The following is a 22135-nucleotide window of genomic DNA, read 5'->3' on the forward strand; positions in this document are numbered from 1 at the left end:
GGGCAGCAGGACGGCCGGATCGGCGCCGGCCCCGTCAGCGCTGGGGATCGCTCGGCATCATCCGGTAGCCGACGCCCCGCACCGTGCGGATGAAGCGGGGGCTGCTCATGTCCTCGCCGAGCTTCTTCCGCAGGTTACGGATGTGCACCTCGACGAGGTGGTGGTCCTGGCTCCAGCCGTCCCCCCACACCCGGTTGAGGAGCGCCTCCCGGGTCCACACGCGTTGGGCGCCGGTCATGAGGGTCTCGAGGAGGTCGAACTCGATCCGCGTGAGGGCGAGTTCCTGGCCGTCGAGCGTGACCACGCGGCCTTCCACGTCCATCAGCAGGTCGTTGTGGCGGAGCATCTCGTTGCCGTCCGGCTCCTGCGCCGGTGGCGCGATCTCGGTCACGGCGGACGGGCCCGTCCGGGGACGGCGGAACATCGCGGAGACCCGCGCCGAGAGCTCCCGGGGGCTGAAGGGTTTGCCGATGAAGTCGTCCGCACCGGTCTCGAGGCCGATCAGTCGATCGATCTCGTCCTGCCGCGCGGTCACCATCACGATGTAGGCATCACTCACGGCGCGGCACTGGCGGCACACCTCGACACCGTCGAGGTCCGGCAGGTTGAGGTCCAGGGTGATGAGGTCGGGCCGGTGCTCCTTCAGCGCCGCCAGGCCCGCGTGCCCGGATGCGGCCTCGATGACGGTGAAACCGTTCATGCGCAACGTGACGGCGAGCAACTCCCGGATGTCCGGATCGTCCTCGACGATGAGCGCGCTACGCTGCGACGGGGGAACGGACATGATCCAAGAATTCCACAGATCGGCTCCGCGGAGGACGAGTCCGGCGATTTGCCTGACGATGTGCCCGACTGTCTCCGCGGCGCGGTGCAATGACGGCCGCTGTGCCGCCATAGAATCGTCGGATGCCCTCGACCATTCTCCGTACGGTGCAGATCCGCGGACACACGATCACCGTGCGGACGACGCCGGGCCCCGCCGGTACGGCCCGGTCGCGATCCCCCTATGTACTGGTGCACGGGCTCGGCATGACACACCGCTACCTCGACCGCCTGCGCGCGGAACTCGCCGGGGACGCCGACGTGCACTCGGTCGACCTGCCCGGCTACGGCCGGGACCCGCGCCCCCGTACCCGGCTGGGCATCGAGGACCATGCGGCCCTGATCGTCGAGACGCTGGAGCTGCTCGGCGTCACGCCCTGCATCCTGGTGGGGCATTCGATGGGCGTGCAGTTCGTCACAGCCGCCGGCCTGCGTGCACCGGCGTCCGTGCGGGGCGTCGTCCTCATGGGGCCGGTCGTCGACCGACGCCGACGTACTGTCCTGCAGCAGGCAGCGTCACTCGGCCATGACACCCTCCGGGAGAGCGCGGGCGCGAATCTGATGGTCTTCGCCGATTACCTGAGGACGGGTCTGCGCTGGTACGTGCGCCAGCTCGTACCGATGCTCGAATACCCGCTGGAGCGCGCCGTGGAGCGGCTGGAATGCCCCGTGCTGGTCCTGAGGGGGAGCCGCGACCCGGTAGCCCGACGGCGGTGGTGCCACGAACTCGCCGACCGTGCGCAGGACGGCGCCTTCGTCGAGATCGACGGGGAGCCCCATGTGGTGCAGCACTCCGCGGCGGACCGGGTGGCCGCGGAGATCGTGGCGTTCGTACGCCCTCCACTGCCCGTGGCCGAACCGATCTTGCCGGAAGCTTCGGGCGGCTCGATGGGAAAACTTGAAGATCGAAGCGCATAGTAGACGTATTGCAGCTGGTCCCGTCCTGTTTCATCGACCGCCTGCAACGACACGACACCCGGCCGGCGCTGGTCAGCAGTACCGGCCGGGTGTTCCAAAGCTTCTGGAGGAACATCGCATGTCTGAACTGGAAGAGTGGTCAACCAGCCGCCTGCTCACCACGGCAGCACGTCTCGTCGACCATGCGTGGAACGAGAGGCTGCTCGACATCGGGATCACCCACGCGGGCTACACGACCCTCGGTGTCCTCTCCCGCCAGGGCACCATGACAGGGGCCAAGCTCGCCCTCGCCGTCCACGTGCAGGCCCAGACGATCGGCAAGACCATCGAGAAGCTCGAGCGGCAGGGCTTCATCTCCCGCATCCGCGACAGCATCGATCGCCGCAGCCAGCGCATCACCATCACCCCGGAGGGCATCGATGCCCTGGCGAAGGCCGAGGACATCGAACGCACCCTGATGGTCGGGGAGGGCCTGGAATCCTTCGAGCTCCGCAGCCTCCTTCGTGGCATCATTGGTGAACTCGCCCCGCAGCGCCAGAAGCCGGCAGCAGCCGTCGTCTGACCCGGGAGTCCCGCAGATTTCTCAAGAGAACGGAGAACGGCCGCCCCTCGGGGCGGCCGTTCTGCCGTCGTCCACGCGGAAGCACAGCCGCTGCCGCGTGACAGCGGGCCGCGGTGTCAGGGAGCTGGCCCGAGAAGGCCTCCGAGATAGCTAGACAGACTAGCCATCTGTCGTAAACTGACCCGGTGAACGACGATCAGCACGGAACGGCGGCAGCAGCCGCCTCCGCATTGCAGGACCTCATGCTCAGCAACGAGAGCGTCGACCAGTTCCTCGAGGACCTCGCAGGCCTCTCCTCGCGGATCCTCGGCGGATCGGTGGAGGTGCAGTGCGGAGTCACGTACCAGCACCGGAAACTCGCCACCACCGTCGCATGCAGCAGCGACGAGGCGAGGGTGCTCGACGAGATCCAGTACGGCTTCGGTGATGGTCCCTGCCTGCACGCGATCAGCTCCGGCAGCACCGTGGTGGTCGACGACGTCCGCACCGACGGCCGCTGGCCGGACTACTTCCAAGCGGTGGCGAACCACGAGTACTACGCCATGATGGGCGTGCCCCTGGTCCTCGGCCCCGACAGCGGTGCGGCTCTGAACTTCTACGCAGCGACCCCCAGCACCTTCACCAGCAGCACGCAGGAGCTCGCCGAGGGTTTCGCGGCCCAGGCCGCCAAGGCGCTGCAGATGGTGCTCCGGGTCTCGAAGCACGCCAACACGTCGTCGGACCTGAAGGCCGCCATGGAGTCGAGGACCACCATCGACATCGCGATCGGCATCATCATGGGGCAGAACCGCTGCACGCAGACCGAGGCCTACGACATGCTCAAGCGGGCCTCGAACGCGCAGAACGTGAAGGTGCGGGACATCGCGGAGCGGATGGTCAGCGGTATCTCCAGCTCGCCCGCCGAGACCCACTTCTCGACCTAGGATCCCTCGCGCGCGACGGCCCGACGGAACAGCGACAGGGCCGGTCCGGTCCCGCAGGGCTGGTGGCCGCCCGGCGATCGGATGGAGACGACGCCGGGAGACGGCGCACGGCTCAGGCGGACGTCGCCCGGTTCCGGTCCGCGAGCACCCGGAACGCCGCGACGAGCTCGGGCGGCCCGACCACCTGCACGTCCGTGTCGAAGCGGTTGAGGGACGCTGCGAGCGCCACCCAGGACCACGAACCCGCGCGCAGGCGGCAGGATGCCGGCCCCAGGTCCTCGACGACGCCGTCTCCTGCGAAGGGGAGCACCTCACCGGCCGATCGACCGAGGACCACCGTACCGACGCACGGCCAGCCGCCACCGTCCGCCGACCCCGTGAAGCGTCGGGACACGAACCGGGCGACTCCCCCGTCCGGCAGCTCTCTCGGTGTGAATCGGGGCCCGGTCGGCAGCCTCGGTATGGTCCGGTCCGCCCTGAAGATACGCCAGTCGGAGCGCTCGAGGTCCCAGGCGACCAGATACCAGCGTCCGCCGTGCGTCACGAGGTGGTGCGGTTCGACCCGGCGCGGGCCGTCGCTCCCCTGCGGAGCCACCGAGGCGGCACCTGCATAGTCGAAGCGGAGGACCTGCTGCGCACGGACCGCGGAGGAGAGTGCGAGGAGCACCTGCGGAGACGGAGGATCGGGGACGTCCCTGCCGCTGGGCGGCAGCGCGGTGAACTCGAGGGCGTCGAGCCGCGGGCGCAGGCGTGCAGGCAGGACCTGCCGGACGGTGGCGAGGGCCCGCAGTGCGGCCTCGCCGATCCCCGGCTGCGACGACGCCGCACTCCGGAGTGCCACGGCGAGCGCCAGGGCCTGGTCGTCGTCGAACATCAGGGGCGGCAGGGTGCTGCCGGCGTCGAGCCGGTACCCGCCGTCCGGCCCCATGGTCGCCCTGATGCTGTAGCCGAGCTCCCTCAGCCGGTCGACGTCCCGCCGCACCGTGCGATGGCTGACGCCGGTACGTTCGGCGAGCAGCGCTCCGGGCCAGTCCCGCCGGGTCTGGAGCAGGGAGAGGAGGGTGAGGAGGCGGGAACTGGTCGTGGCCATGCTCCGAGGGTAGAGGGAGTGCAGGACCGAAGCCGTCCTGCACTGCTGCGACGGTGGTGTCACCGGGAAAGGCCCGGCACCCTCGACACAGGGAGTTCCACGATGAGCATCACCGTCACCACCCACCTCAACCTCCACGGCACGGCCCGCGAGGCCCTGGAGTTCTACCTCTCGGTCTTCGGTGGTGAGAGCACCCTCACCACCTACGGCGACCTCGGGATGCCCGCCGATGCACCCGATGCCGGACGCGTGGTGTTCGGGCAGGTGCAGGCGCCCGGCGGCTTCCGCCTGATGGCCTATGACGTCCCTGGGGCGTCGGGAGCCTCGACGACGACGACGGCCGGCTCGACCACCCGCTCGAACGGCATGACCTACACGGACCAGCCGTTCTTCGTCTCGGTGCGCGGGGACTCGCTGGAGGAGGTCCGGCGCTACTGGGAAGGGCTTACGGTCGGGGGGACGATCGTCGAGGACCTCGCGGCGTCGGCCTGGAGCCCGGGCTTCGGGATGGTGACGGATTCCTTCGGCGTGACCTGGATCCTCGACGTCGCCGGGGAGGCGCGCACCGACTGACGGGACGCGCGCGGCGGGCGGTCACCCCTGGTGGTCCGGGCTGACCGCCCACCGTGGAGTGTGGTCACCGTCGGTCAGTAGTCGATCCGCCCGTGCCGGTTGTGGAACTCCCCCGTCGGGCCCGAGGCGTCGAGGCCTGCGAGCATCACCGTGGCGTCCGTACCCTCCGTCACGGTCTGGTGGCCACTGTGGTGGTTGAAGTCGGTGTCCGTGTAGCCCGGGTCGCTCACGTTGATGCGGAAGCCGGGCAGGTTCTTCGCGTACTGCACGGTCAGGGCGATCACCGCGGCCTTCGACGCCGCATACGGGATGGCCCGGACGCCGAACTCGTCGGTGCCCTCGGTGCTGAGCAGGCGCGGCCAGCCCACGCCCGAGGCCACGTTGACGATGACGGGGGCGTCCGACGCACGGAGGAGCGGCAGGGCGGCCTGGGTCACGCGGACCAGTCCCACCACGTTGGTGTCCAGCACGGTGCGGAGGGCTTCCGCGGAGAGGTCCTCCACCCCGAAGGAGGTCCCGAGCACCCCGGCGTTGTTCACCAGCACGTCGAGGCGGGGCAGGGACGCGATGGCGGCGTCGACGCTCTGCTGGTCGTCGACGTCGAGCTGGACGGGACGGGCGCCGATGGCGCGTGCCTCCGCGCCGGTCGCGGTGTCCCGCATCCCGGCGTAGACGGTGTGGCCGGCCTCGACGAGGCGGCGGGCGGTCTCGAGTCCGAGGCTTCTGTTGGCCCCGGTGATCAGTGTGGTTGTCATGTCTCAAGGCTCTGCCGGCGCCGGCCGGTGGCAAAGGTACCGCTCGACGGTAGGACCGGCAGTACCACCCTTCCCGCACCGTCACGCGGGAGGATGGACGCATGAGTGAATTCGCCAGTGTCCTCCGCTCGTGGCGCAACCGGCTGACCCCGGCAGAGGTCGGACTGCCCACGGGGTCCGGCCGTCGCAGCCCGGGGCTGCGGCGGGAGGAGCTCGCCGCCCTGGCGAACGTGAGCGTGGACTACGTGGTGCGGCTGGAGCAGGGGCGCGCCACCCATCCGTCCCCCCATCTCCTCAACGCGCTGGCCATCGCGCTGCGCCTCGACTCCGGCGAGCGCGACCACCTCTACCGTGCCGCCGGCGCGGCACCGCCGTCACCCGCCGTCGTACCGCACCACATCACGCCCGGGGTCCACCGCATCATCGACCGGCTGGGCGACGTGCCCATGGCGGTGTTCACGGCGACGCACGACATCCTCCTGTGGAATCCGCTCTGGGCGGCGCTCGCCGGGGATCCCTCCCGGCTCGTCGGGATGGAGCGCAACCTGGTGTGGCGGCACTTCACCACCGGCCACGACGGCATCGAGTTCGACGAGCAGCACGAGGAGGACTTCTCCGCCGACCTCACGGCCGACCTGCGCACCGCCCTGGGCCGGTATCCGCAGGACCGGGGGCTGCAGCGCCTCGTGTCCCGGCTGCGGGCCACGTCGCCCGAGTTCGAGCGGCGGTGGGCGGAGGCCCGGGTGGCCGAGCACCGCGCCAGCCGCAAGACCGTGACCCGTACGTCCGTGGGACCCATCACCGTGGACTGCGATGTGCTGACGGTACCGGGCGGGGACCTGCGGATCGTCGTCTACACCGCGGTGCCCGGCAGCGAGGACGAGGCGAAGCTGGACCTCCTGCGGGTGACAGGGCTCCAGGACCTGTCGGCCGGATCCGCGGGGAGCGCGACCACCGCCGTCTGACGCTGCCCGGATCCGCCGGCAGGACGGTCGCCGTCCGCGATACTCCGTCTCCTCGCCGCGGCGGACTCGCGCCCCCCGTCCCGGACGACCTCGGACCCGCCACCCGGAGCGGGCGGGCCCGAGGGTACTCCCTGCGCCTCGGCTCCGTACCGACGGGCGCCGAGCTGTTCGGCGGGGTGGTCGCGTTCAGGCACCCGGTGCGACGGGTTCCACGAGACCCGAATCGGCCAGTTCCGCGAGGTCGTTGAAGCTGTAGAGGTGCAGCCCCGCATAGCCGGCGCCGTCCAGGGCCTCCACCAGCGGTGCCGGATCATAGGAGGCCGAGGTGACCAGCTGCCGCACCACCGAGCCGGAGTTCGACCCGCCGGCCGAGCGCTTGAGGAAGCCCAACGACTGCCCGACGCCGATCGATCCCGCGAGGCGCAGCAGGCGGCTGATGCGCACGGGACCGGGAATGCCGGCCCATACCGGCAGGGTGATGCCCTCCGCGCGGAGCCTCGCGGGGAAGGTCCGGATCGTGTCCGGCGCGAAGCAGAGCTGCGTGACGCACCAGGAAGCGAGATCCTGCTTGGACCGCAGCGTGGCCAGGAGGTCGTCCTTCGCCGTCGCCGGGTGCCCTTCGGGGTAGACGGCGATCCCCATGCGCAGGGCACCGCCCGAGAGCTCCGCGACCTCCTCCATGAGGGCGCCGCTCCAGGCGTAGGGGCCCGCAGCCACCGGGGCGTCACCGCCGATGACGAACACGTCCGTGATCCCGGCGTCGAGGCACCGGTCCACGTGATCGCCGAGCTCCGTCCGATCCGCCACCGACCGCGCGGCCAGGTGCGGGACGGCCGTGTACCCGGCAGCGGCGAGCCCGACCGCCAGGTCCACTGCTGCCCGCGGACCGTGCTGGGGCAGGCAGGTGACAGTGACGGTAGCGGGGGCGGGAAGGTACGCGCGGAGCTTCTCCACCAGGTTCTCCCCGGGGATCACCTCGACGCGGAGGGGCAGGACCGTCACAGCGTGCCGACCGTCCTCAGCATTCCACGACGTTCAGGGCCAGGCCGCCGCGCGCGGTCTCCTTGTACTTGTCCATCATGTCCGCGCCGGTGTCCCGCATGGTCTTGATCGCGACGTCCAGCGAGACGTGGTGCTGCCCGTCGCCGCGCACCGCCATGCGGGCAGCGGTGATGGCCTTCATCGCCCCGACGGCGTTCCGCTCGATGCACGGGATCTGCACGAGACCGCCCACGGGATCGCAGGTGAGCCCGAGGTTGTGCTCGATCCCGATCTCCGCGGCGTTCTCCACCTGCTCGGGCGTGCCGCCCAGCACTTCGGCGAGGGCACCTGCCGCCATGGCGCATGCCGAGCCGACCTCGCCCTGGCACCCGACCTCGGCGCCGGAGATGGACGCGTTCTTCTTGAAGAGGGAGCCGATCGCCGTGGCGGCGAGCAGGAACCGGACCACGCCGTCGTCGTCCGCTCCCGGCACGAAGTCGACGTAGTACTTGAGGACGGCGGGGATGATGCCTGCCGCTCCGTTGGTCGGAGCGGTGACCACGCGGCCGCCCGCGGCGTTCTCCTCGTTCACGGCGAGTGCGAACAGCGTCACCCACTCCATCGTCCCGAGGCGGTCGTTCGGATCGTCTGCCTTCTCGAGCAGCTGGCGCTGCCGCTCCGCGCGTCGCCGCACGCTCAGACCGCCGGGGAGGATGCCGCCCGTGGTGGTCCCCCGGCGGATGGTGTCCTGCATGACGGACCAGATCTCCAGGAGCCCTGAGCGGACGTCCTCCTCCGAGCGCCAGGAGAGCTCGTTGGCGAGGACGACGTCGGAGAAGGACCACCCGGTGCTGGCGCAGACGCCGAGGAGCTGGTCCGCGGTATCGAACGGATGCGAGACGGGGACGGGCTTCAGCGCGGCGGTCTCCGAGCCGATCTGGTCCTCGTCGAGCACGAAGCCTCCGCCCACCGAGAAGTATTCTCTCGTCTGCATACAATCACCGGCCGCATCGTATGCCGAGAAGCGCATGCCATTGGTGTGGTAGTCGAGCCGCTGCCGCCGGTGCAGCAGCACGTCGGTCTCCGGGTCGAAGGAGATGCGCCGCTCCCCGGCGAGATGCAGGGACCTGCACTCACCGATGTAGGCCACGCGGGCGTCGGCCGATGTCGGGTCGACGAGGTGCGGCTGGTCACCCTCGAGGCCGAGGAGCACGGCCTTGACGGTTCCGTGGCCGTGACCGGTGACGCCCAGCGAGCCGAACAGGTCCACCTGCACCCGGTGCACGGCCGCGAGGAGCCCCCTGGTGCGGAGCAGGTCCGTGAAGAGGTAGGCGGCGGTCATCGGTCCTCCGGTGTGGGAGCTGGAGGGTCCGATGCCGATCTTGAAGAGGTCGAAGGCGCTGATCGTCACTGGGCTGGTCCGGCAGGCTTCTCCCGCTTGTAGAACGGGGTCGGGATGACGGTGAAGGGTTCCGGGCGTCCGCGCAGGTCGACCTGCACCTCGGTGCCGATGGCAGCGTGGGCCGCGTCGACGTAGGCGAGCGCGACGGGGTAGCCGAGGGTGGGGCTGGGCAGGCCGGACGTGACCGTACCGACCGGCACACCGCCGACGACGACGTCGTATCCGGCCCGCGCGGACCGGCGGCCGACCGCGCGGAGGCCCACCAGGCGGCGCGCCGGCTCCACGGCCTTCAGCGGCTCCAGCACCGCGCGGCCCACGAAGTCGTCGGCCTTCTTGGTGCTCACCACGGGGCCGAGGCCCGCTTCGAAGGGATTGGTGTCCAGGCCGAGCTCGTGCCCGTAGAGGGGCATGCCCGCCTCGAGCCGCAGCGAGTCGCGGGCTGCGAGTCCGCAGGGCAGGAGCCCGTGGGCGTCACCCGCCTGGAGTGCGGCGTCCCAGAGCCGCACGGCGACGTTGCTGCCGATGAAGATCTCGAAACCGTCCTCGCCCGTGTAGCCGGTGCGCGCCAGCAGGACGGGCAGTCCGGCGAGTTCCAGCTCGACCGACGCGTAGTACTTCAGCTCGCGGATCAGGGCGCCGTCCTCGGGACGGGCGAGATCGAGCAGCACCGCCTCGGCCGTCGGTCCCTGGACCGCGATGAGCGAGGTCGCCTCCGACTGGTCCTCCACGGCGACGTCGAAGCTGTTCGCGCGGATCCGCAGCGCCTCGGCGACCACGGGTGCGTTGGAGGCGTTGGGCACCACGAGGAAGGAGTCCTCGGCGAGCCGGTAGGTGATCAGATCGTCGATCACGCCACCCTCCGCGGTGCAGATCAGCGAGTACTTCGCCTTGCCGACCGCCATCACCGCCAGGTTGCTGACCAGCGCGTAGTTGAGGAACTCCGCGGCCTGCGGACCGGTGACGAGGACCTCTCCCATGTGGGACAGGTCGAAGAGACCGGCGGCCTTCCGGACGGTGTGGTGCTCCTCGAGTTCGCTGCGGTACTTCAGGGGCATCTGCCATCCGCCGAAGTCGGTGAAGGACGCCCCGTGGGCCTCGTGCTGGGTATAGAGGGCGGTGTGCTTGCTCTGCTCGCTCATGCGGGTTCGGGGTCCTAGTCTTCGAAGGCTTCGATGGGCGGGCAGGAGCAGATCAGGTTGCGGTCGCCGTGGGCGCCGTCGATCCTCCGCACCGGAGGGAAGTACTTGTCGTGGCGCAGCGCCCGGAGCGGATATGCGGCGAGCTCGCGCGGGTAGGCCTGCGTCCAGTCGTCGCCGATGAGCAGCTGCGCGGTGTGGGGCGCCTGCCGCAGCGGGCTCTCCTCGACGCTGAACTCGCCGGAGGCCACGCGGTCGATCTCACCCTTGATCGCGATCATGGCGTCCACGAAGCGGTCCAGCTCCGCGAGGTCCTCGGACTCGGTCGGCTCCACCATGAGGGTGCCCGCCACGGGGAAGGACAGCGTGGGGGCGTGGAACCCGTAGTCGATGAGGCGCTTGGCCACGTCCTCGGCCGTCACGCCGGTGGTCGCGGTCAGCGGGCGGAGGTCCAGGATGCACTCGTGCGCCACGAGGCCCTGCACGCCCGTGTACAGCACGGGGAAGTGGTCGGTCAGGCGGGCGGCCACGTAGTTGGCGGCGAGGAGCGCATGCGCCGTCGCGCTCGTCAGGCCCTCGGAGCCCATCAGGGCCACGTACGCCCAGGAGATGGGCAGGACGCCGGCCGAGCCGTACATCGAGCCCGAGACGGGGGTACCGCCCTCGCTGCCGGGGGCGTCGTCCGTCGTGATGTCGCGGTTCGCGTCCCCGGGCAGGAACGGCGCGAGGTGCGCGGCCACGGCCACGGGCCCGACGCCGGGTCCACCACCACCGTGGGGGATGCAGAAGGTCTTGTGCAGGTTCAGGTGGGAGACGTCGCCGCCGAACTCGCCGGGCTGCGCGAGGCCGACCAGGGCGTTCAGGTTGGCGCCGTCGATGTACACCTGGCCACCGGCTTCGTGCACCTTCTCGCACACCCAGCGCACGTCCTCCTCGAACACGCCGTGCGTGGAGGGGTAGGTGATCATGATGGCCGAGAGGTTCCCGGCGTGCTGCTCGATCTTCGCGAGCAGGTCGTCGTGGTCGATGTTGCCGTTGGCCGCCGTGCCCACGACGACGACCTTCATCCCGGCGAGCACAGCGGATGCCGCGTTGGTTCCGTGCGCGGAGGACGGGATGAGGCAGATGGTGCGGTTGTCGTCGCCGCGCGAGCGGTGGTAGCCGCGGATAGCGAGGAGACCGGCGAGCTCGCCCTGCGACCCGGCGTTGGGCTGCAGGGACACACGGGCATAGCCGGTGATCTCGGCGAGGCGCTCCTCGAGGTCCGTGATGAGCTCACGCCAGCCCTCGGTCTGGCCCTCCGGCGCGTAGGGGTGGATGGACGCGAACTCGGGCCAGGAGATGGACTCCATCTCCACCGTCGCGTTGAGCTTCATGGTGCACGAGCCCAGCGGGATCATGGTGCGGTCCAGGGCGAGGTCCTTGTCGGAGAGCTTCCGCAGGTAGCGCAGCATCGCGGTCTCCGAGCGGTGCCGCGAGAAGACGGGGTGCGTCATGAAGGAGGACGTCCGGTGCAGCTCCGACGGGATGCGTTCCCCCCGGTCCGCAGCGGCGTCCACGGTGGCGCCGAAGACTGCGGCGACGGCCGCGACGTGCTCCGGCGTCGTCGTCTCGTCGCAGGAGATGCCGAGGTGGTCGGCATCGATGCGGCGGAGGTTGTAGCCGGCGGCCTCGGCGGCGTCGGCGTACTCGGCGGCCTTCCCGGGCACGCGCACCAGCAGGGTGTCGAAGAAGGCGCCGTGCACGACGGCGGCGGCCGACCCCTCGAGGGCCGCAGCGAGCTCGACGGCCCGCTGGTGGGTGGTGCGTGCGATCGCCGTGAGGCCCTCGGGGCCGTGGTAGACCGCGTACATGGACGCGACGATGGCGAGGAGGGCCTGCGCGGTGCAGATGTTGCTCGTGGCCTTCTCGCGGCGGATGTGCTGCTCGCGGGTCTGGAGGGCCAGGCGGTAGGCGGGGGCGCCGTCGGCGTCCTTCGAGACACCGACGAGGCGGCCGGGCAGCATGCGCTCGAGGCCCTTGCGGACAGCCATGTACGCGGCGTGCGGCCCGCCGAAGAAGAGCGGGACGCCGAAGCGCTGGGCGGAGCCGACGGCGATGTCCGCGCCCTGCTCGCCCGGGGCGGTGATGAGCGTGAGGGACAGGAGGTCCGCGGCGACCATCACGAGGGCCCCGCGCTCCTTCGCGGCGGCGATGACGCCGGCGTGGTCGCGCAGCGCTCCCGAGGCGCCGGGCTGCTGGAGGACGACGCCGTTGATGTCGCCGTCGGGCAGTCCCGCCGAGAGGTCGGTGACCTCGACGTCGAAGCCGAGGGCCTCGGCGCGCCCGCGGACCACCGCGACGGTCTGCGGGAGGGCGTCGGCGTCGATGACCGTGCGGCCCTTGTTCTTGCCGGACCGGCGCATGAGGAGGACGGCCTCGGCCACGGCGGAGGCCTCGTCCAGCAGGGAGGCGTTGGCGATGTCGAGGGCCGTGAGGTCCTGCACCATGGTCTGGAAGTTCAGCAGCGCCTCGAGGCGGCCCTGGGAGATCTCCGGCTGGTAGGGCGTGTAGGCGGTGTACCAGGCGGGCGATTCCAGGACGTTCCGGCGGATGACGGGCGGGGTGACGGTGTCGTAGTACCCCTGGCCGATCATCTGGACGGCGGTCCGGTTCCGACCGGCGATGCGGCGGAGCTGTGCCAGGACCTCGGTCTCGCTGAGGGCCGCGGGCAGGTTCAGCGCCCTGTCCAGGCGGATGCTGGCGGGAACCGCCATGTCGACCAGCTTCTCCAGGCTCGGGTAGCCGAGGACCTCCAGCATCTGTCCCGCGTCGGAGGACCGGGGGCCGATGTGGCGGTCGGCGAAGGTCGCTGCGTGCTGGGCGGCGGGTGTCGGGTTCAGCGAGGCGTTCATGGGAACTCCGTACGTCGGGGAGGTGCGCGGGCGCAGGCCTGGTCGGGTTCCTCCCCGCTCTGTAGGGGACCTGAGAGTTTCCGCAGGACGCGTTGCCTGCTTGCACCGTCGGTGAGCGCCGAGTGGATGTCGGGGCTGCTTTCCAGAGTTGCCTAGCCGCAGCGGTGCATTGGCCTGAGAGATTCCTGGGGAGGAGTTGCTCCTACGGCGCCTGCCGGTGTGGTGGACGGGAGGACTCTCCCGCTGCAGATCGATGGCGTATTCAGTTGGGTGTTCGGGCGGCGTGTGAGCCGTCCCACAGCCTACCGCGCAGGGCGGAAGGGAGGCAAAGCCCGACGTCGACGGGCGGAACAGTACCGTGTCCCCGCCCGTGCCGGAAGAGTGCGCCATGAATGCTCCCGAGGAGCCGTCGGACCGGCGCGATGCAGGCTTAGCGTGGAGACAGGTCCCCTGCTCACCACTGCCCGACCTGGAGTATCGATGACGATCCCCCGCTTCCGCCCGGCTCTCGCCGCGCTCGCCCTGCTGGCCGCCGTCGTCCTCCCGGCGCCTCCCGCCTCCGCGGCGGGGGCCTCCTACGTGGCGCTCGGGGACTCCTACTCCTCGGGCACCGGCACGCGCGCCTACCTGGCGGACGGGACGGCCTGCCAGCGCTCCGTGTACGCCTATCCGTCGCTCATCGCGAGCGCCAGGGGGTACGCGCTGAATCTCCGGGCGTGCTCCGGGGCCACCATTTCCGACGTCGCCGCGACGCAGCTGGGCGCGCTGACGCCGACCACCGCCTACGTCTCGCTGAGCGTCGGCGGCAATGACGCCGCTTTCGTCTCCGTCCTGACCGAGTGCGCCAAGCCGGCGTGGATGAGCAACTGCACCGCGGCCGTCGACAGGGCGCAGGCGATCATCACCGATCAGCTGCCGGGACGCCTCGCTTCGCTCTACGGGCAGATCCGCGCACGGGCACCCCGGGCGGCCGTGACCATCGCCGGATACCCCCGCATCTTCAACGGTGAGGACTGCAACGCCGCCACGTGGTTCTCACCCGCCGAGGAGTCGAGGCTGAACGCCATGGCAGACCTCCTCAACCGGACGACGGCGGCCGCGGCCGCCACCGCGGGCTTCGCCTTCCGTGACCCGGCGCCGGCGTTCACCGGTCACGCCGTGTGCGACGACGTCGAGTGGCTGAACGGGCTCTCCAGCCCGATCTCCGACTCCTACCACCCGAACCGGACGGGCCACGCGTCCGGGTACGCACCGCTGATGGGTGCGGCGCTGACGGGGGCCAGCGTCGCCGTCACACGGGAGACGCTGCAGTCCGCGGAGGCCGCCGCCCCTGCCCTCACGGAGCAGCAGGCAGCGTACTCCGCGACGGACCGGCGCATCCGGCCCGAGGAGTTCGTCCTGCCCGACCTGAAGAGCCGGTCGGCGCGGGCCGCTGCGGCGCGGGCCGGCGTCGACCTCGCGGACCCGGCGAGCATCGCGCGGGCGGATCGCGCCGCGGAGGCCGCTCAGGCCGCTCAGGCCCGGGAACGGTAGCCGCGCGCCGGTCCCCCCGGCGCGATGGTGCGGTGTCCCTCGGCTCGGGGTCAGCCGGGCTTGCCGTGCGTCTGCGCGGCAGCCTCCCGCAGCAGCCCGACGACGTGGCGGATGCCGGGGCTCTCCGCCATGGTGCGCCGATGCACCACGCCGACCTGGCGCGCCGGCGTGGGCCGCACGACGGGCACGACGACGACCCGCTCCGGCAGCACGGGCCGTCCCAGCCTCGGCACGAGCGCCACGGCGACGCCCTGCTCGACGAGGGCGATGTGCGTCGCGAAGTCGTCGTCGTACAGCCGGATGTCCGGCAGGCGCCCGAGATCCGCATGGAGCTTCAGGAGGGCTTCGTTGCAGATGGCTCCGTGCGGCGTGCTGACCCAGGTCTGGTCCACGAAATCGGCGGGTTCCACCGAGACACGGCCCGCGAGCGCGTGGTCGTCACGGACCAGGAGATCGGCCACGTCCTCGCACAGCCACTCCAGCTCGAGGTTCTCCGGCACGCCCAGCGGCACCGAGTTCCAGTTGTGGACGATCCCGAGATCGGCCTTCCCCTCCGCGACCCGCGCCACGGCCTGGCGGGGATCGTCCGAGCTCACCCTCAGGTCCAGGTCCGTCCCCTCGGCGGCGATCCGCCCAAGCACCGGTCCGATCAGCCCGCGGCACGCCGTCGAGAAGGCCACGAGCTGCAGGCGCCCCCGAGGTTCACCGGGCTCCGACAGGAGGGAGGACTGCAGCGCCTCGAGGTCCGCGAGCATGCGGCGGCCGTAGTCCGCGAGCACGTTGCCCCGCTCGGTGAGGAGGACGCCGCGGCCGTGCCGCTCGAGCAGGGGCACGCCGGTCTGCCGCTCGAGCTTCTTGATCTGCTGGGAGATCGCCGACGGGCTGAAGTCGAGAGCCGCCGCTGCCCCGATGACGGAGCCCGTCTGGCGGACAGCGGCGAGGGCCTGCAGGGCGGAAGGATCAATCATGAAGGAAACGTACACGATTGCGTGTATTTTTGTGCGCTGGTCCTTCACGCTCCTTCGCGGTTGACTGGCACCATGACCCGTCGCCACTGCCTTCTCGCCCTGCTCGTGGCCGTGCTGTGGGGCCTCAACTTCGTCGCCATCGACCTGGGGCTGCACCCGGCCGACGGAGCGGAGGTCCCACCCCTGCTGTTCGTCGCCCTGCGCTTCGCCCTGGTGGTCCTCCCGTGGATCTTCTTCATCCGGAAGCCCGACATCAGCTGGACGGCGATCATCGGGGTCGGGCTCTTCATGAGCGCCGGCCAGTTCGGCCTGCTCTACCTCGCGATCTCCCTCGGCATGCCGGCCGGGCTCGCCTCGCTCGTCCTCCAGGCGCAGGTCCTGCTGACCGTGCTCCTCGCGGCGGTCTTCCTCGGTGACCGTCCACGACCGCTCCAGCTCGCCGGGCTGGTCCTCGGCGCGCTCGGGCTGCTCGTCGTCGCTTTCGGCCGGAGCGCGGTGGCCCCGCTGCTGCCGCTCGTCGTCGTCCTCGCCGCGGCACTGTCGTGGGCCGTGGGGAACGTGATCGCACGCAGAGCCCGCGCCGCATCGGGACTGGGCCTCGTCGTCTGGTCCGGCGCCGTGGTCCCCCTGCCGCTGCTGGGCCTCTCGCTCGTGGTCGACGGGCCGGCCGCCGTCGGCGACGCGCTCCTGCATCTGCAGCCCGTGACCATCGCGAGCGCCCTCTACACCGCGGCCCTCGCCTCACTCGTCGGATACGGCATCTGGAACCATCTCCTCGCTGTCTACGAGCCCGCGTCCGTGGTGCCTTTCACCCTGCTGGTCCCGGTGGTCGGGATGGGGGCGGCCTGGCTCGTGCTCGCCGAGGTGCCGTCAGCCATCGAGGTGCTCGGGGCCGTCGTCCTGCTCGCCGGTGTGGCCACGGCCCTTGCCCGTCCGCGCCGCGTCCGTCACCATCGGGACACACCGATGAATCCCGGACCGGCGCCGCGTCTACAGGCTGTGGTCCGGGACGCGGACCGTCAGACCCAAGGAGCATCATGACGCACCACGACATCCCCGGAGACCTGTTCGAGCAGTACGCATCGGCCGTCCTGCAGAAGGACGCGGAGGCGCTCCTGTCCCTGTACGACGACGACGTGCGGGTCTTCGATCTCTGGTCCGAGTGGTCCTACGAGGGGAAGGCCGCATGGCGCGTGGCGATCGGGCAGTGGTTCGGTTCGATCGGCGAGGAGAACGTCGGCGTGGTGTTCGACGACGTGCGCTCGGTCGTCGTCGAGGACCTCGCGACGATCGTCGCGAACATCTCCTACCGCGAGACGGAGTCGGACGGCGCGGAGGGGCGCGGTATGGACAATCGCCTGACCTGGGTGCTCCGACGTTCGGCCGACGGGTGGCGGATCGTGCACGAGCACACCTCGGCCCCCGTGGACGCAGGGACGGGCTCCGTCAGGCTGGAGCGTCGGGCTGCCGGGTAGCCGGGGCCTCAGGCGTCCTGCTGCTCCTCGGCGCCGGCGCCCAGCGCCCTCCGCACGGCTGCTTCGATGTGGATGCGCGTGGTCGGGAACACCGGCACAGGGCTGTCATCCGCGGTGATCAGGAGTTCGATCTCCGTGCAACCGAGAATGATGCCCTCGGCTCCCCGGTGGACCAGGTCCTGGATGATCCGCCGGTACTCGGCCCGAGAGTCGTCGGCAACGATCCCTCGCACCAGTTCCTCGTAGATGACCCGGTGGACGATCGCGCGGTCGGTACCGGTCGGTATGACCGAATCGATGCCGGCCGAGGTGAGGCGGCCACGAAGGAAGGGCTGTTCCATCGTGAAGGCCGTGCCGAGCAGACCCACGCGACGGAGTCCCTGCTCCTGGATGCGCGCCGACGTCGCGTCGCCGATGTGCAGGACGGGGATGGAGACGGCCTCCTCGATACTGTCGATGACGATGTGCATGGTGTTCGTGCACAGCACCAGCAGCTCCGCCCCGGCACTCTCGAGTGCGCGGGCCCGTGATGCCAGCAGCTCTCCGGCCTGCTCCCACCGACCAGCGGCCTGCAGCCGCTCGATATCGGCGAAGTCGACCGAATCCAGCAGGACGCGCGCCGAGTGGACACCGCCCAACTGCTCTTGCACGAGCTCGTTGGCCAGCCGGTAGTACTCGGCCGAAGACTCCCAGCTCATTCCTCCGAGCATCCCGATGACCTGCACGTCGTCCTCCGCACTAGTAGTGCGTGGAGTGAACTACCGGGTCTCCCGGTAAGTGGCTCCATGATCTCCTGGCAAGGATGGCGCCGCGCGCAGGGCCACGGCCGGGCGTGCGGACCCCGTCAGGTGAAGACGTGGAGGAAGCGGAAGAACACGGAGGCGGCGACGGCGATGTAGGTCAGGGCGATGATCGGTCCGACCCAGTCCGTGAGCCATCGGGTGAGGCCGGCGGGCGCGGGGATGACCCCCTGGGCCAGGTTCCTGAGGGTGGTGAGGATGACCAGGGGGATCATCGCCGCCCAGACGATCATGCAGTACAGGCACATGATGTAGATGTCGAACAGGGCCTGGCTCCACAGCCACACCGCGAAGACGGCCCCGAGGGTGACACCCACCTGGAGGCCGAGCCAGTACCAGCGGGCGAACCGGGCGCCGGCGAGCAGTGCCATGCCGGTGGTGACGATGATGCTGAAGCCGACGAGGCCGATGAAGGGGTTGGGAAACCCGAAGAGCTCCGACTGCCAGGTCTCCATGACCTGGCCGCAGGACACCCACGGATTGATGTCGCAGCTGGTGATGTGGTCCGGGTCCCGGTAGAGCTCGAGCTTCTCGAGGATCAGGATGCCGGCCGCGATCCAGCCGGTGATGCCCGTGGCCAGCATGATCAGCCCGAGGGCACGGGGACGCGCGAAGGCGGGGACGTCGACGTCCTGATCCGCCCCCGGTGTCGTCCGCTGCGTGGGGTGCACCTGGAGGGATGGTCGCATCGCCGGCCCCTAGCGGCTGATGGCGGTGTCGATGAGCCGGCGGAACTCCTCCTCGCTGGCGGGCTGGATCTTCCGGCCCTCCAGGAAGAAGGTGGGAGTCCCCTGGACGTCGAGGGCCAGTCCGTCGTTCTTGTCCCTGGTGACGCGCTCCATGGTCGCGGGATCCGCGACGGCGGCGTCGTAGGCGGCCATGTCGAGGCCGAGGTCCTCGGCGTGGCCCCTGAAGACGGGCGACCTGTCCTCGTCAGTGTGTGACCATTCGGTCTGCGTCTGGTACATCCGGGCGTGCATCTCCTTGAACCTGCCCTGCTGCGCAGCGGCTTCGACGGCGACGGCTGCGGTCTCGGAGTTCGGGTGACCGGGCAGCGGGAAGTACCGGGATACGACCGTCAGGTTCTCCTCGTACTCCTCGGAGAGGTCTTCGACGAGCGGGTACGCGGCAAGGCAGGATTCGCACTCGAAGTCGAGGAACTCGACCAGCACGGCCTTCTCGTCCGTGGCCTGGGACAGCCGGTGGCTGTCCGCGCGCACCACCTGGGCATCGGCACCGGTGGCGTCGGCGGTCCGGGAGGGATCGTCGCCGAGGTTGCCGATGATGACCACCAGCGCCACGACGAGCGCCGCGGCGGCGAGCAGCCCGATCACTATGCGGTTCTGCAGGCTCAGGCCGGTCTTCGTGCTGGTCCGTGGCGCTTGGGTCGGCACAGGGAAGTCTCCTCGTCGGCTGGGTGCGTCGTCGTGCTCGGTCCCGCCGGGACCGGGTGGAGCGGGTGTTCGGCCGGTCTTCTATCCGTGTGCGCAGCAGGCGCAGGGCGCGTCCGCCGCCGCCGAGCCGGAGCTCTCCGGCACACCGGCGGCGACGGGGGTACCTCCAGGCCTGGCCGTCAGCGTCAACGGCGCGGGTCCCGCACCCGTGCTCGTCGCGGGTGCCGCTGCACCCGCGCCGGAGCCGGTGCTGCAGCAGGAGTCCCGGCCGTCGTCGGATGTGTTCCTGCCGGCATCAACGCTCTCGTCGTCCCCGAGGTTTCCGACGGTCGGGGCGCAGCAGGAGTCGCCCTTCCAGGCTTCGCGGCCTTCCTTGATGGCGACGGCGGCGATCACCAGGGCGGCGATGGGGTCGGCCCAGGACCACCCGAGGGTGCTGTTGAGCAGCAGGCCGACCAGCAGGACGCCGGACAGATAGGTGCAGAGCAGGGTCTGCTTGGAATCCGCGACCGCCGAACGGGACCCGAGCTCGCGCCCGGCGCGGCGCTGCGCCCAGGACAGGAACGGCATCACGGCGAGACTGACCGCGGCGAGGACGATCCCCACGAGGGAGTGCTCGGCCTCCGCCCCGCCGAGCAGGCTGCGGATCGCATCGAAACCGACGAAGGCGGCGAGGCCGAAGAAGGAGAACGCGATCAGGCGCAGCGCGGTCCTCTCCCGGGCCTCCGGGTCGCGGCCGGCGAACTGCCAGGCCACAGCGGCCGCGGAGAGGACCTCGACGATCGAGTCCAGCCCGAAGCCGATCAGCGCGCTCGAGGACGCGATCGTCCCGGCGCTGATCGCGATCACCGCCTCGATCACGTTGTAGGTGATGGTCGCGGCGACGAAGAGACGGATCCGGCGGGAGAGGACCGCGCGACGCTCCGCGGTCGGAGCAGCCCGCCCCGGCCGGAGCGCGTCCAGTGAGGTGTGAGTGCTCATCAGCAGCAGGCCTTCCCATCGATGTGGTGCCCCTCGGCGGTACAGCGGCAGTCGGGGTCACTGACCGCGACACCATGCAGGAGGGCCGTCAGTGCGTCGCCGAGCTTCTGGTCGGCCGGCACCTGGTGCGGGGTCGACGTCTCCATATCCCAATAGTACATTCAAGCATGTACTGGTTGGGGCGGAGCGGGTGCCCGGAAGCACCGGCGGTCGTATCGGTGCCGGCGCGCTCGCGGTTAGGGTCGTGGGCATTGGACCGACAGCATCCGGACAGGATTCCCGCTTCGTGCGGGCCTCACGCAGCACGATCGGCCGGGAGAGCACCACCTTCGGCTTCTCCATTCTCGTCACCGTCGTCTTCGGTCTCCTGCAGAAGGTCGAGGGGAGTCCCTCCATGGGGGCGATCTTCGTCTACACGGTGGGCGCCGTCCTCTCCTTCACCCTGCTGGAAGGGGTGCTCTCCCGCGCATTCACCGCCCCGATGCCGCAGCACCGCACCCAGACTCTCGCCCTCGGCACCAGCATGAACCTGGTCTCGGTCCTGGCCGGGATGGGCGCCGCGCTCCTCGTCGGGTCCGCGCTCTCCGGACTCTGGGCCTGGGGCCTCGCACCCTTCATCGGCAGCATCGCCTACCTGGTGGCCGAGAGCCTCGAGACGATGATCGGCGAGTGCATCCTGCGGGCGAGGGGGGACACGACGGCGGACGAGGTGACGCCGTGATCCCTGAGGGGCTCGTGCGGGCAGGTACATACGTATGCATGGAATAACGGGCTGAGGGTGCCGGTTCTACCAGCAGGCCCAGGGCGGGCCGGACAGCAAGCACAGGAGCGACACCATGGCACGCGAACTGGAACTCGGACTCGACACCTTCGGGGACGTCACGCGCGGCGAGGACGGCACCCTCGTCCCCTACCCCCAGGTGATCCGGAACGTCATCGCCGAGGCCGTCCTCGCGGACCAGGTCGGGATCGACTTCTTCGGCGTCGGGGAACACCACCGCGACGACTTCGCGGTCTCCGCCCCCGAGACGGTGCTCGCGGCCATCGCCGGGCAGACGCAGCGCATCCGGCTCGGCTCGGCCGTCACCGTCCTCAGCTCGGACGATCCCGTCCGTGTGTACCAGCGTTTCGCCACGCTCGACGCCGCCTCGAACGGTCGCGCCGAGGTCATCCTGGGGCGCGGATCCTTCACGGAGTCGTTCCCCCTCTTCGGCTACGAGCTCTCCGACTACGAGCGCCTGTTCGAGGAGAAACTGGATCTCTTCTCCGAGCTCATCAAGGAAGGGCCCGTGACCTGGTCCGGGAGCACCCGCCCGGGACTCGAAAACCACGAGGTCTACCCCAAGACCGAGGGCGGTTGGCTGAAGACGTGGATCGGAGTGGGCGGGAGTCCCGAGTCCGTCGTGCGGGCCGCACGCTACGGGATGCCGCTCATGCTCGCGATCATTGGCGGGGAGCCCGCCCGCTTCGCCCCCTATGTCGACCTGTACCATCGGGCGCTGACGCAGCTCGGGCAGCCCACCCTGCCCATCGGCGTGCACTCCCCCGGGTACATCGCGGACTCGGACGAGCAGGCCCGCGAGGAGCTGTGGCCGGACAACCGGATCATGCGCGACCGCATCGGGCGCGAGCGCGGCTGGGGTCCGACCACCCGGGCCGAGTTCGACCAGGAAGCGGACGTCGGATCGCTGTACGTCGGCTCCCCCGAGACCGTGGCGCGGAAGATCGCCGCGACGGCGCAGGCTCTCGGCATCGACCGCTTCGACCTGAAGTACAGCGCCGGGCCTCTGCCCCACGAGAAGCTCATGCACAGTATCGAGCTCTACGGCACGAAGGTCATCCCGATGGTCCGGGAGATGCTCGCCTAGCAAGAGCCGGACGGCGGAAAATCTTTCCGGCCCGGGGACCCGGTGAGTGGGTAGCGTGGCGCCGTACGCCAGCACCCACCCACCGGAGGTCCCGC

Annotated in this window: 23 protein-coding genes and 1 riboswitch; of the genes, 10 read left to right on the top strand and 13 right to left on the bottom strand. The window is 70.3% G+C overall.

Translation table 11 applies throughout. From position 1 onward, the window contains the following. Nucleotides 1–34: 34 nt before the first annotated feature. On the bottom strand, nt 35–784 hold the full coding sequence (locus tag FNH21_RS07520) for a response regulator transcription factor (protein WP_152813495.1): 750 nt from the start codon (nt 782–784) through the stop codon (nt 35–37). Between the two features lie 122 nt (nt 785–906). On the opposite strand from FNH21_RS07520, the gene FNH21_RS07525 reads away from it, so the two are divergent. The 3 genes from FNH21_RS07525 (at nt 907) to FNH21_RS07535 (ending at nt 3225) form a co-directional block, all read left to right on the top strand. After that, nucleotides 907–1740 (top strand): alpha/beta fold hydrolase, encoded by an 834-nt coding sequence (locus FNH21_RS07525; protein WP_152813496.1) that lies wholly within the window; start codon nt 907–909, stop codon nt 1738–1740. A 118-nt stretch (nt 1741–1858) separates the two neighbouring features. Then, on the top strand, nt 1859–2302 hold the full coding sequence (locus FNH21_RS07530) for a MarR family winged helix-turn-helix transcriptional regulator (RefSeq protein ID WP_055766305.1): 444 nt from the start codon (nt 1859–1861) through the stop codon (nt 2300–2302). Between the two features lie 185 nt (nt 2303–2487). Then, a complete protein-coding gene (locus FNH21_RS07535) occupies nt 2488–3225 on the top strand; it encodes an ANTAR domain-containing protein (protein ID WP_152813498.1) in 738 nt (245 codons plus the stop codon). 112 nt (nt 3226–3337) lie between these two features. Here the strand turns inward: FNH21_RS07535 and FNH21_RS07540 are convergent, their stop codons facing one another. Next, complete coding sequence (locus FNH21_RS07540) at nt 3338–4315, bottom strand: helix-turn-helix transcriptional regulator (protein ID WP_152813500.1); 978 nt, start codon at nt 4313–4315, stop codon at nt 3338–3340. A gap of 102 nt (nt 4316–4417) precedes the next feature. On the opposite strand from FNH21_RS07540, the gene FNH21_RS07545 reads away from it, so the two are divergent. Beyond that, on the top strand, nt 4418–4888 hold the full coding sequence (locus FNH21_RS07545) for a VOC family protein (RefSeq protein WP_152813502.1): 471 nt from the start codon (nt 4418–4420) through the stop codon (nt 4886–4888). A 74-nt stretch (nt 4889–4962) separates the two neighbouring features. Here the strand turns inward: FNH21_RS07545 and FNH21_RS07550 are convergent, their stop codons facing one another. After that, nucleotides 4963–5643, bottom strand: coding sequence for an SDR family NAD(P)-dependent oxidoreductase (locus FNH21_RS07550; protein ID WP_152813504.1), 681 nt, complete (start codon nt 5641–5643; stop codon nt 4963–4965). Between the two features lie 101 nt (nt 5644–5744). Here FNH21_RS07550 and FNH21_RS07555 point away from each other — a divergent pair, with 101 nt between their 5' ends. Beyond that, on the top strand, nt 5745–6608 hold the full coding sequence (locus FNH21_RS07555; RefSeq protein WP_152813507.1) for a helix-turn-helix domain-containing protein: 864 nt from the start codon (nt 5745–5747) through the stop codon (nt 6606–6608). Between the two features lie 186 nt (nt 6609–6794). Here FNH21_RS07555 and FNH21_RS07560 read toward each other — a convergent pair whose 3' ends face one another. Genes FNH21_RS07560 through gcvP form a run of 4 tightly spaced genes read right to left on the bottom strand, consistent with a single transcriptional unit; the run spans nt 6795 to nt 13021 of the window. Beyond that, nucleotides 6795–7610 (bottom strand): methylenetetrahydrofolate reductase, encoded by an 816-nt coding sequence (locus FNH21_RS07560; RefSeq protein ID WP_152813509.1) that lies wholly within the window; start codon nt 7608–7610, stop codon nt 6795–6797. Between the two features lie 16 nt (nt 7611–7626). Further along, on the bottom strand, nt 7627–9000 hold the full coding sequence (locus FNH21_RS07565) for an L-serine ammonia-lyase (RefSeq protein WP_191931694.1): 1374 nt from the start codon (nt 8998–9000) through the stop codon (nt 7627–7629). Further along, nucleotides 8997–10130, bottom strand: a complete 1134-nt coding sequence (gene gcvT / locus FNH21_RS07570) for a glycine cleavage system aminomethyltransferase GcvT (RefSeq protein WP_152813511.1) — start codon at nt 10128–10130, stop codon at nt 8997–8999. The genes FNH21_RS07565 and gcvT overlap by 4 nt, the downstream gene beginning before the upstream one ends. Before the next feature lie 14 nt (nt 10131–10144). Then, nucleotides 10145–13021 carry an aminomethyl-transferring glycine dehydrogenase gene (gene gcvP, locus FNH21_RS07575; RefSeq protein WP_152813513.1) on the bottom strand — a complete coding sequence of 959 codons (2877 nt, stop codon included), beginning with the start codon at nt 13019–13021 and terminating at the stop codon, nt 10145–10147. Between the two features lie 152 nt (nt 13022–13173). Then, a riboswitch (glycine riboswitch) is annotated at nt 13174–13274 on the bottom strand. Between the two features lie 227 nt (nt 13275–13501). Between gcvP and FNH21_RS07580 the strand changes: the two genes are divergently transcribed. After that, a complete protein-coding gene (locus tag FNH21_RS07580) occupies nt 13502–14554 on the top strand; it encodes an SGNH/GDSL hydrolase family protein (RefSeq protein ID WP_152813515.1) in 1053 nt (350 codons plus the stop codon). Nucleotides 14555–14604: 50 nt separating this feature from the next. Here the strand turns inward: FNH21_RS07580 and FNH21_RS07585 are convergent, their stop codons facing one another. Then, nucleotides 14605–15522 (bottom strand): LysR family transcriptional regulator, encoded by a 918-nt coding sequence (locus FNH21_RS07585; RefSeq protein ID WP_152813517.1) that lies wholly within the window; start codon nt 15520–15522, stop codon nt 14605–14607. 72 nt (nt 15523–15594) lie between these two features. On the opposite strand from FNH21_RS07585, the gene FNH21_RS07590 reads away from it, so the two are divergent. Both FNH21_RS07590 and FNH21_RS07595 read left to right on the top strand, forming a co-directional pair. Next, complete coding sequence (locus tag FNH21_RS07590; protein ID WP_152813519.1) at nt 15595–16563, top strand: EamA family transporter; 969 nt, start codon at nt 15595–15597, stop codon at nt 16561–16563. Continuing rightward, on the top strand, nt 16560–16997 hold the full coding sequence (locus FNH21_RS07595) for a YybH family protein (protein WP_152813521.1): 438 nt from the start codon (nt 16560–16562) through the stop codon (nt 16995–16997). Before FNH21_RS07590 ends, FNH21_RS07595 begins: the two co-directional genes overlap by 4 nt. Before the next feature lie 8 nt (nt 16998–17005). Here the strand turns inward: FNH21_RS07595 and FNH21_RS07600 are convergent, their stop codons facing one another. The 5 genes from FNH21_RS07600 to FNH21_RS07620 form a co-directional block, all read right to left on the bottom strand. Beyond that, a complete protein-coding gene (locus FNH21_RS07600) occupies nt 17006–17722 on the bottom strand; it encodes an amino acid racemase (RefSeq protein ID WP_191931695.1) in 717 nt (238 codons plus the stop codon). A 119-nt stretch (nt 17723–17841) separates the two neighbouring features. Next, nucleotides 17842–18486: a vitamin K epoxide reductase family protein gene (locus tag FNH21_RS07605; protein WP_152813523.1), complete on the bottom strand. Its 645-nt coding sequence runs from the start codon at nt 18484–18486 to the stop codon at nt 17842–17844. A 9-nt stretch (nt 18487–18495) separates the two neighbouring features. Further along, on the bottom strand, nt 18496–19191 hold the full coding sequence (locus tag FNH21_RS07610; RefSeq protein ID WP_422108750.1) for a DsbA family protein: 696 nt from the start codon (nt 19189–19191) through the stop codon (nt 18496–18498). Nucleotides 19192–19272: 81 nt separating this feature from the next. Continuing rightward, the gene (locus tag FNH21_RS07615; RefSeq protein ID WP_206687032.1) at nt 19273–20172 is read right to left on the bottom strand and encodes a cation efflux transmembrane domain-containing protein; all 900 of its coding nucleotides are present in this window, start codon (nt 20170–20172) and stop codon (nt 19273–19275) included. After that, nucleotides 20172–20318: a hypothetical protein gene (locus FNH21_RS07620; RefSeq protein WP_191931696.1), complete on the bottom strand. Its 147-nt coding sequence runs from the start codon at nt 20316–20318 to the stop codon at nt 20172–20174. Before FNH21_RS07620 ends, FNH21_RS07615 begins: the two co-directional genes overlap by 1 nt. A gap of 140 nt (nt 20319–20458) precedes the next feature. Between FNH21_RS07620 and FNH21_RS07625 the strand changes: the two genes are divergently transcribed. Both FNH21_RS07625 and FNH21_RS07630 read left to right on the top strand, forming a co-directional pair. Continuing rightward, on the top strand, nt 20459–20893 hold the full coding sequence (locus FNH21_RS07625; protein ID WP_152813525.1) for a hypothetical protein: 435 nt from the start codon (nt 20459–20461) through the stop codon (nt 20891–20893). 115 nt (nt 20894–21008) lie between these two features. Continuing rightward, nucleotides 21009–22040: an LLM class flavin-dependent oxidoreductase gene (locus FNH21_RS07630; protein ID WP_152813527.1), complete on the top strand. Its 1032-nt coding sequence runs from the start codon at nt 21009–21011 to the stop codon at nt 22038–22040. Nucleotides 22041–22135: the final 95 nt, after the last annotated feature.

The sequence above is a fragment of the Arthrobacter bussei genome, assembly GCF_009377195.2.
In the GTDB taxonomy this organism is placed as follows: domain Bacteria; phylum Actinomycetota; class Actinomycetes; order Actinomycetales; family Micrococcaceae; genus Arthrobacter_D; species Arthrobacter_D bussei.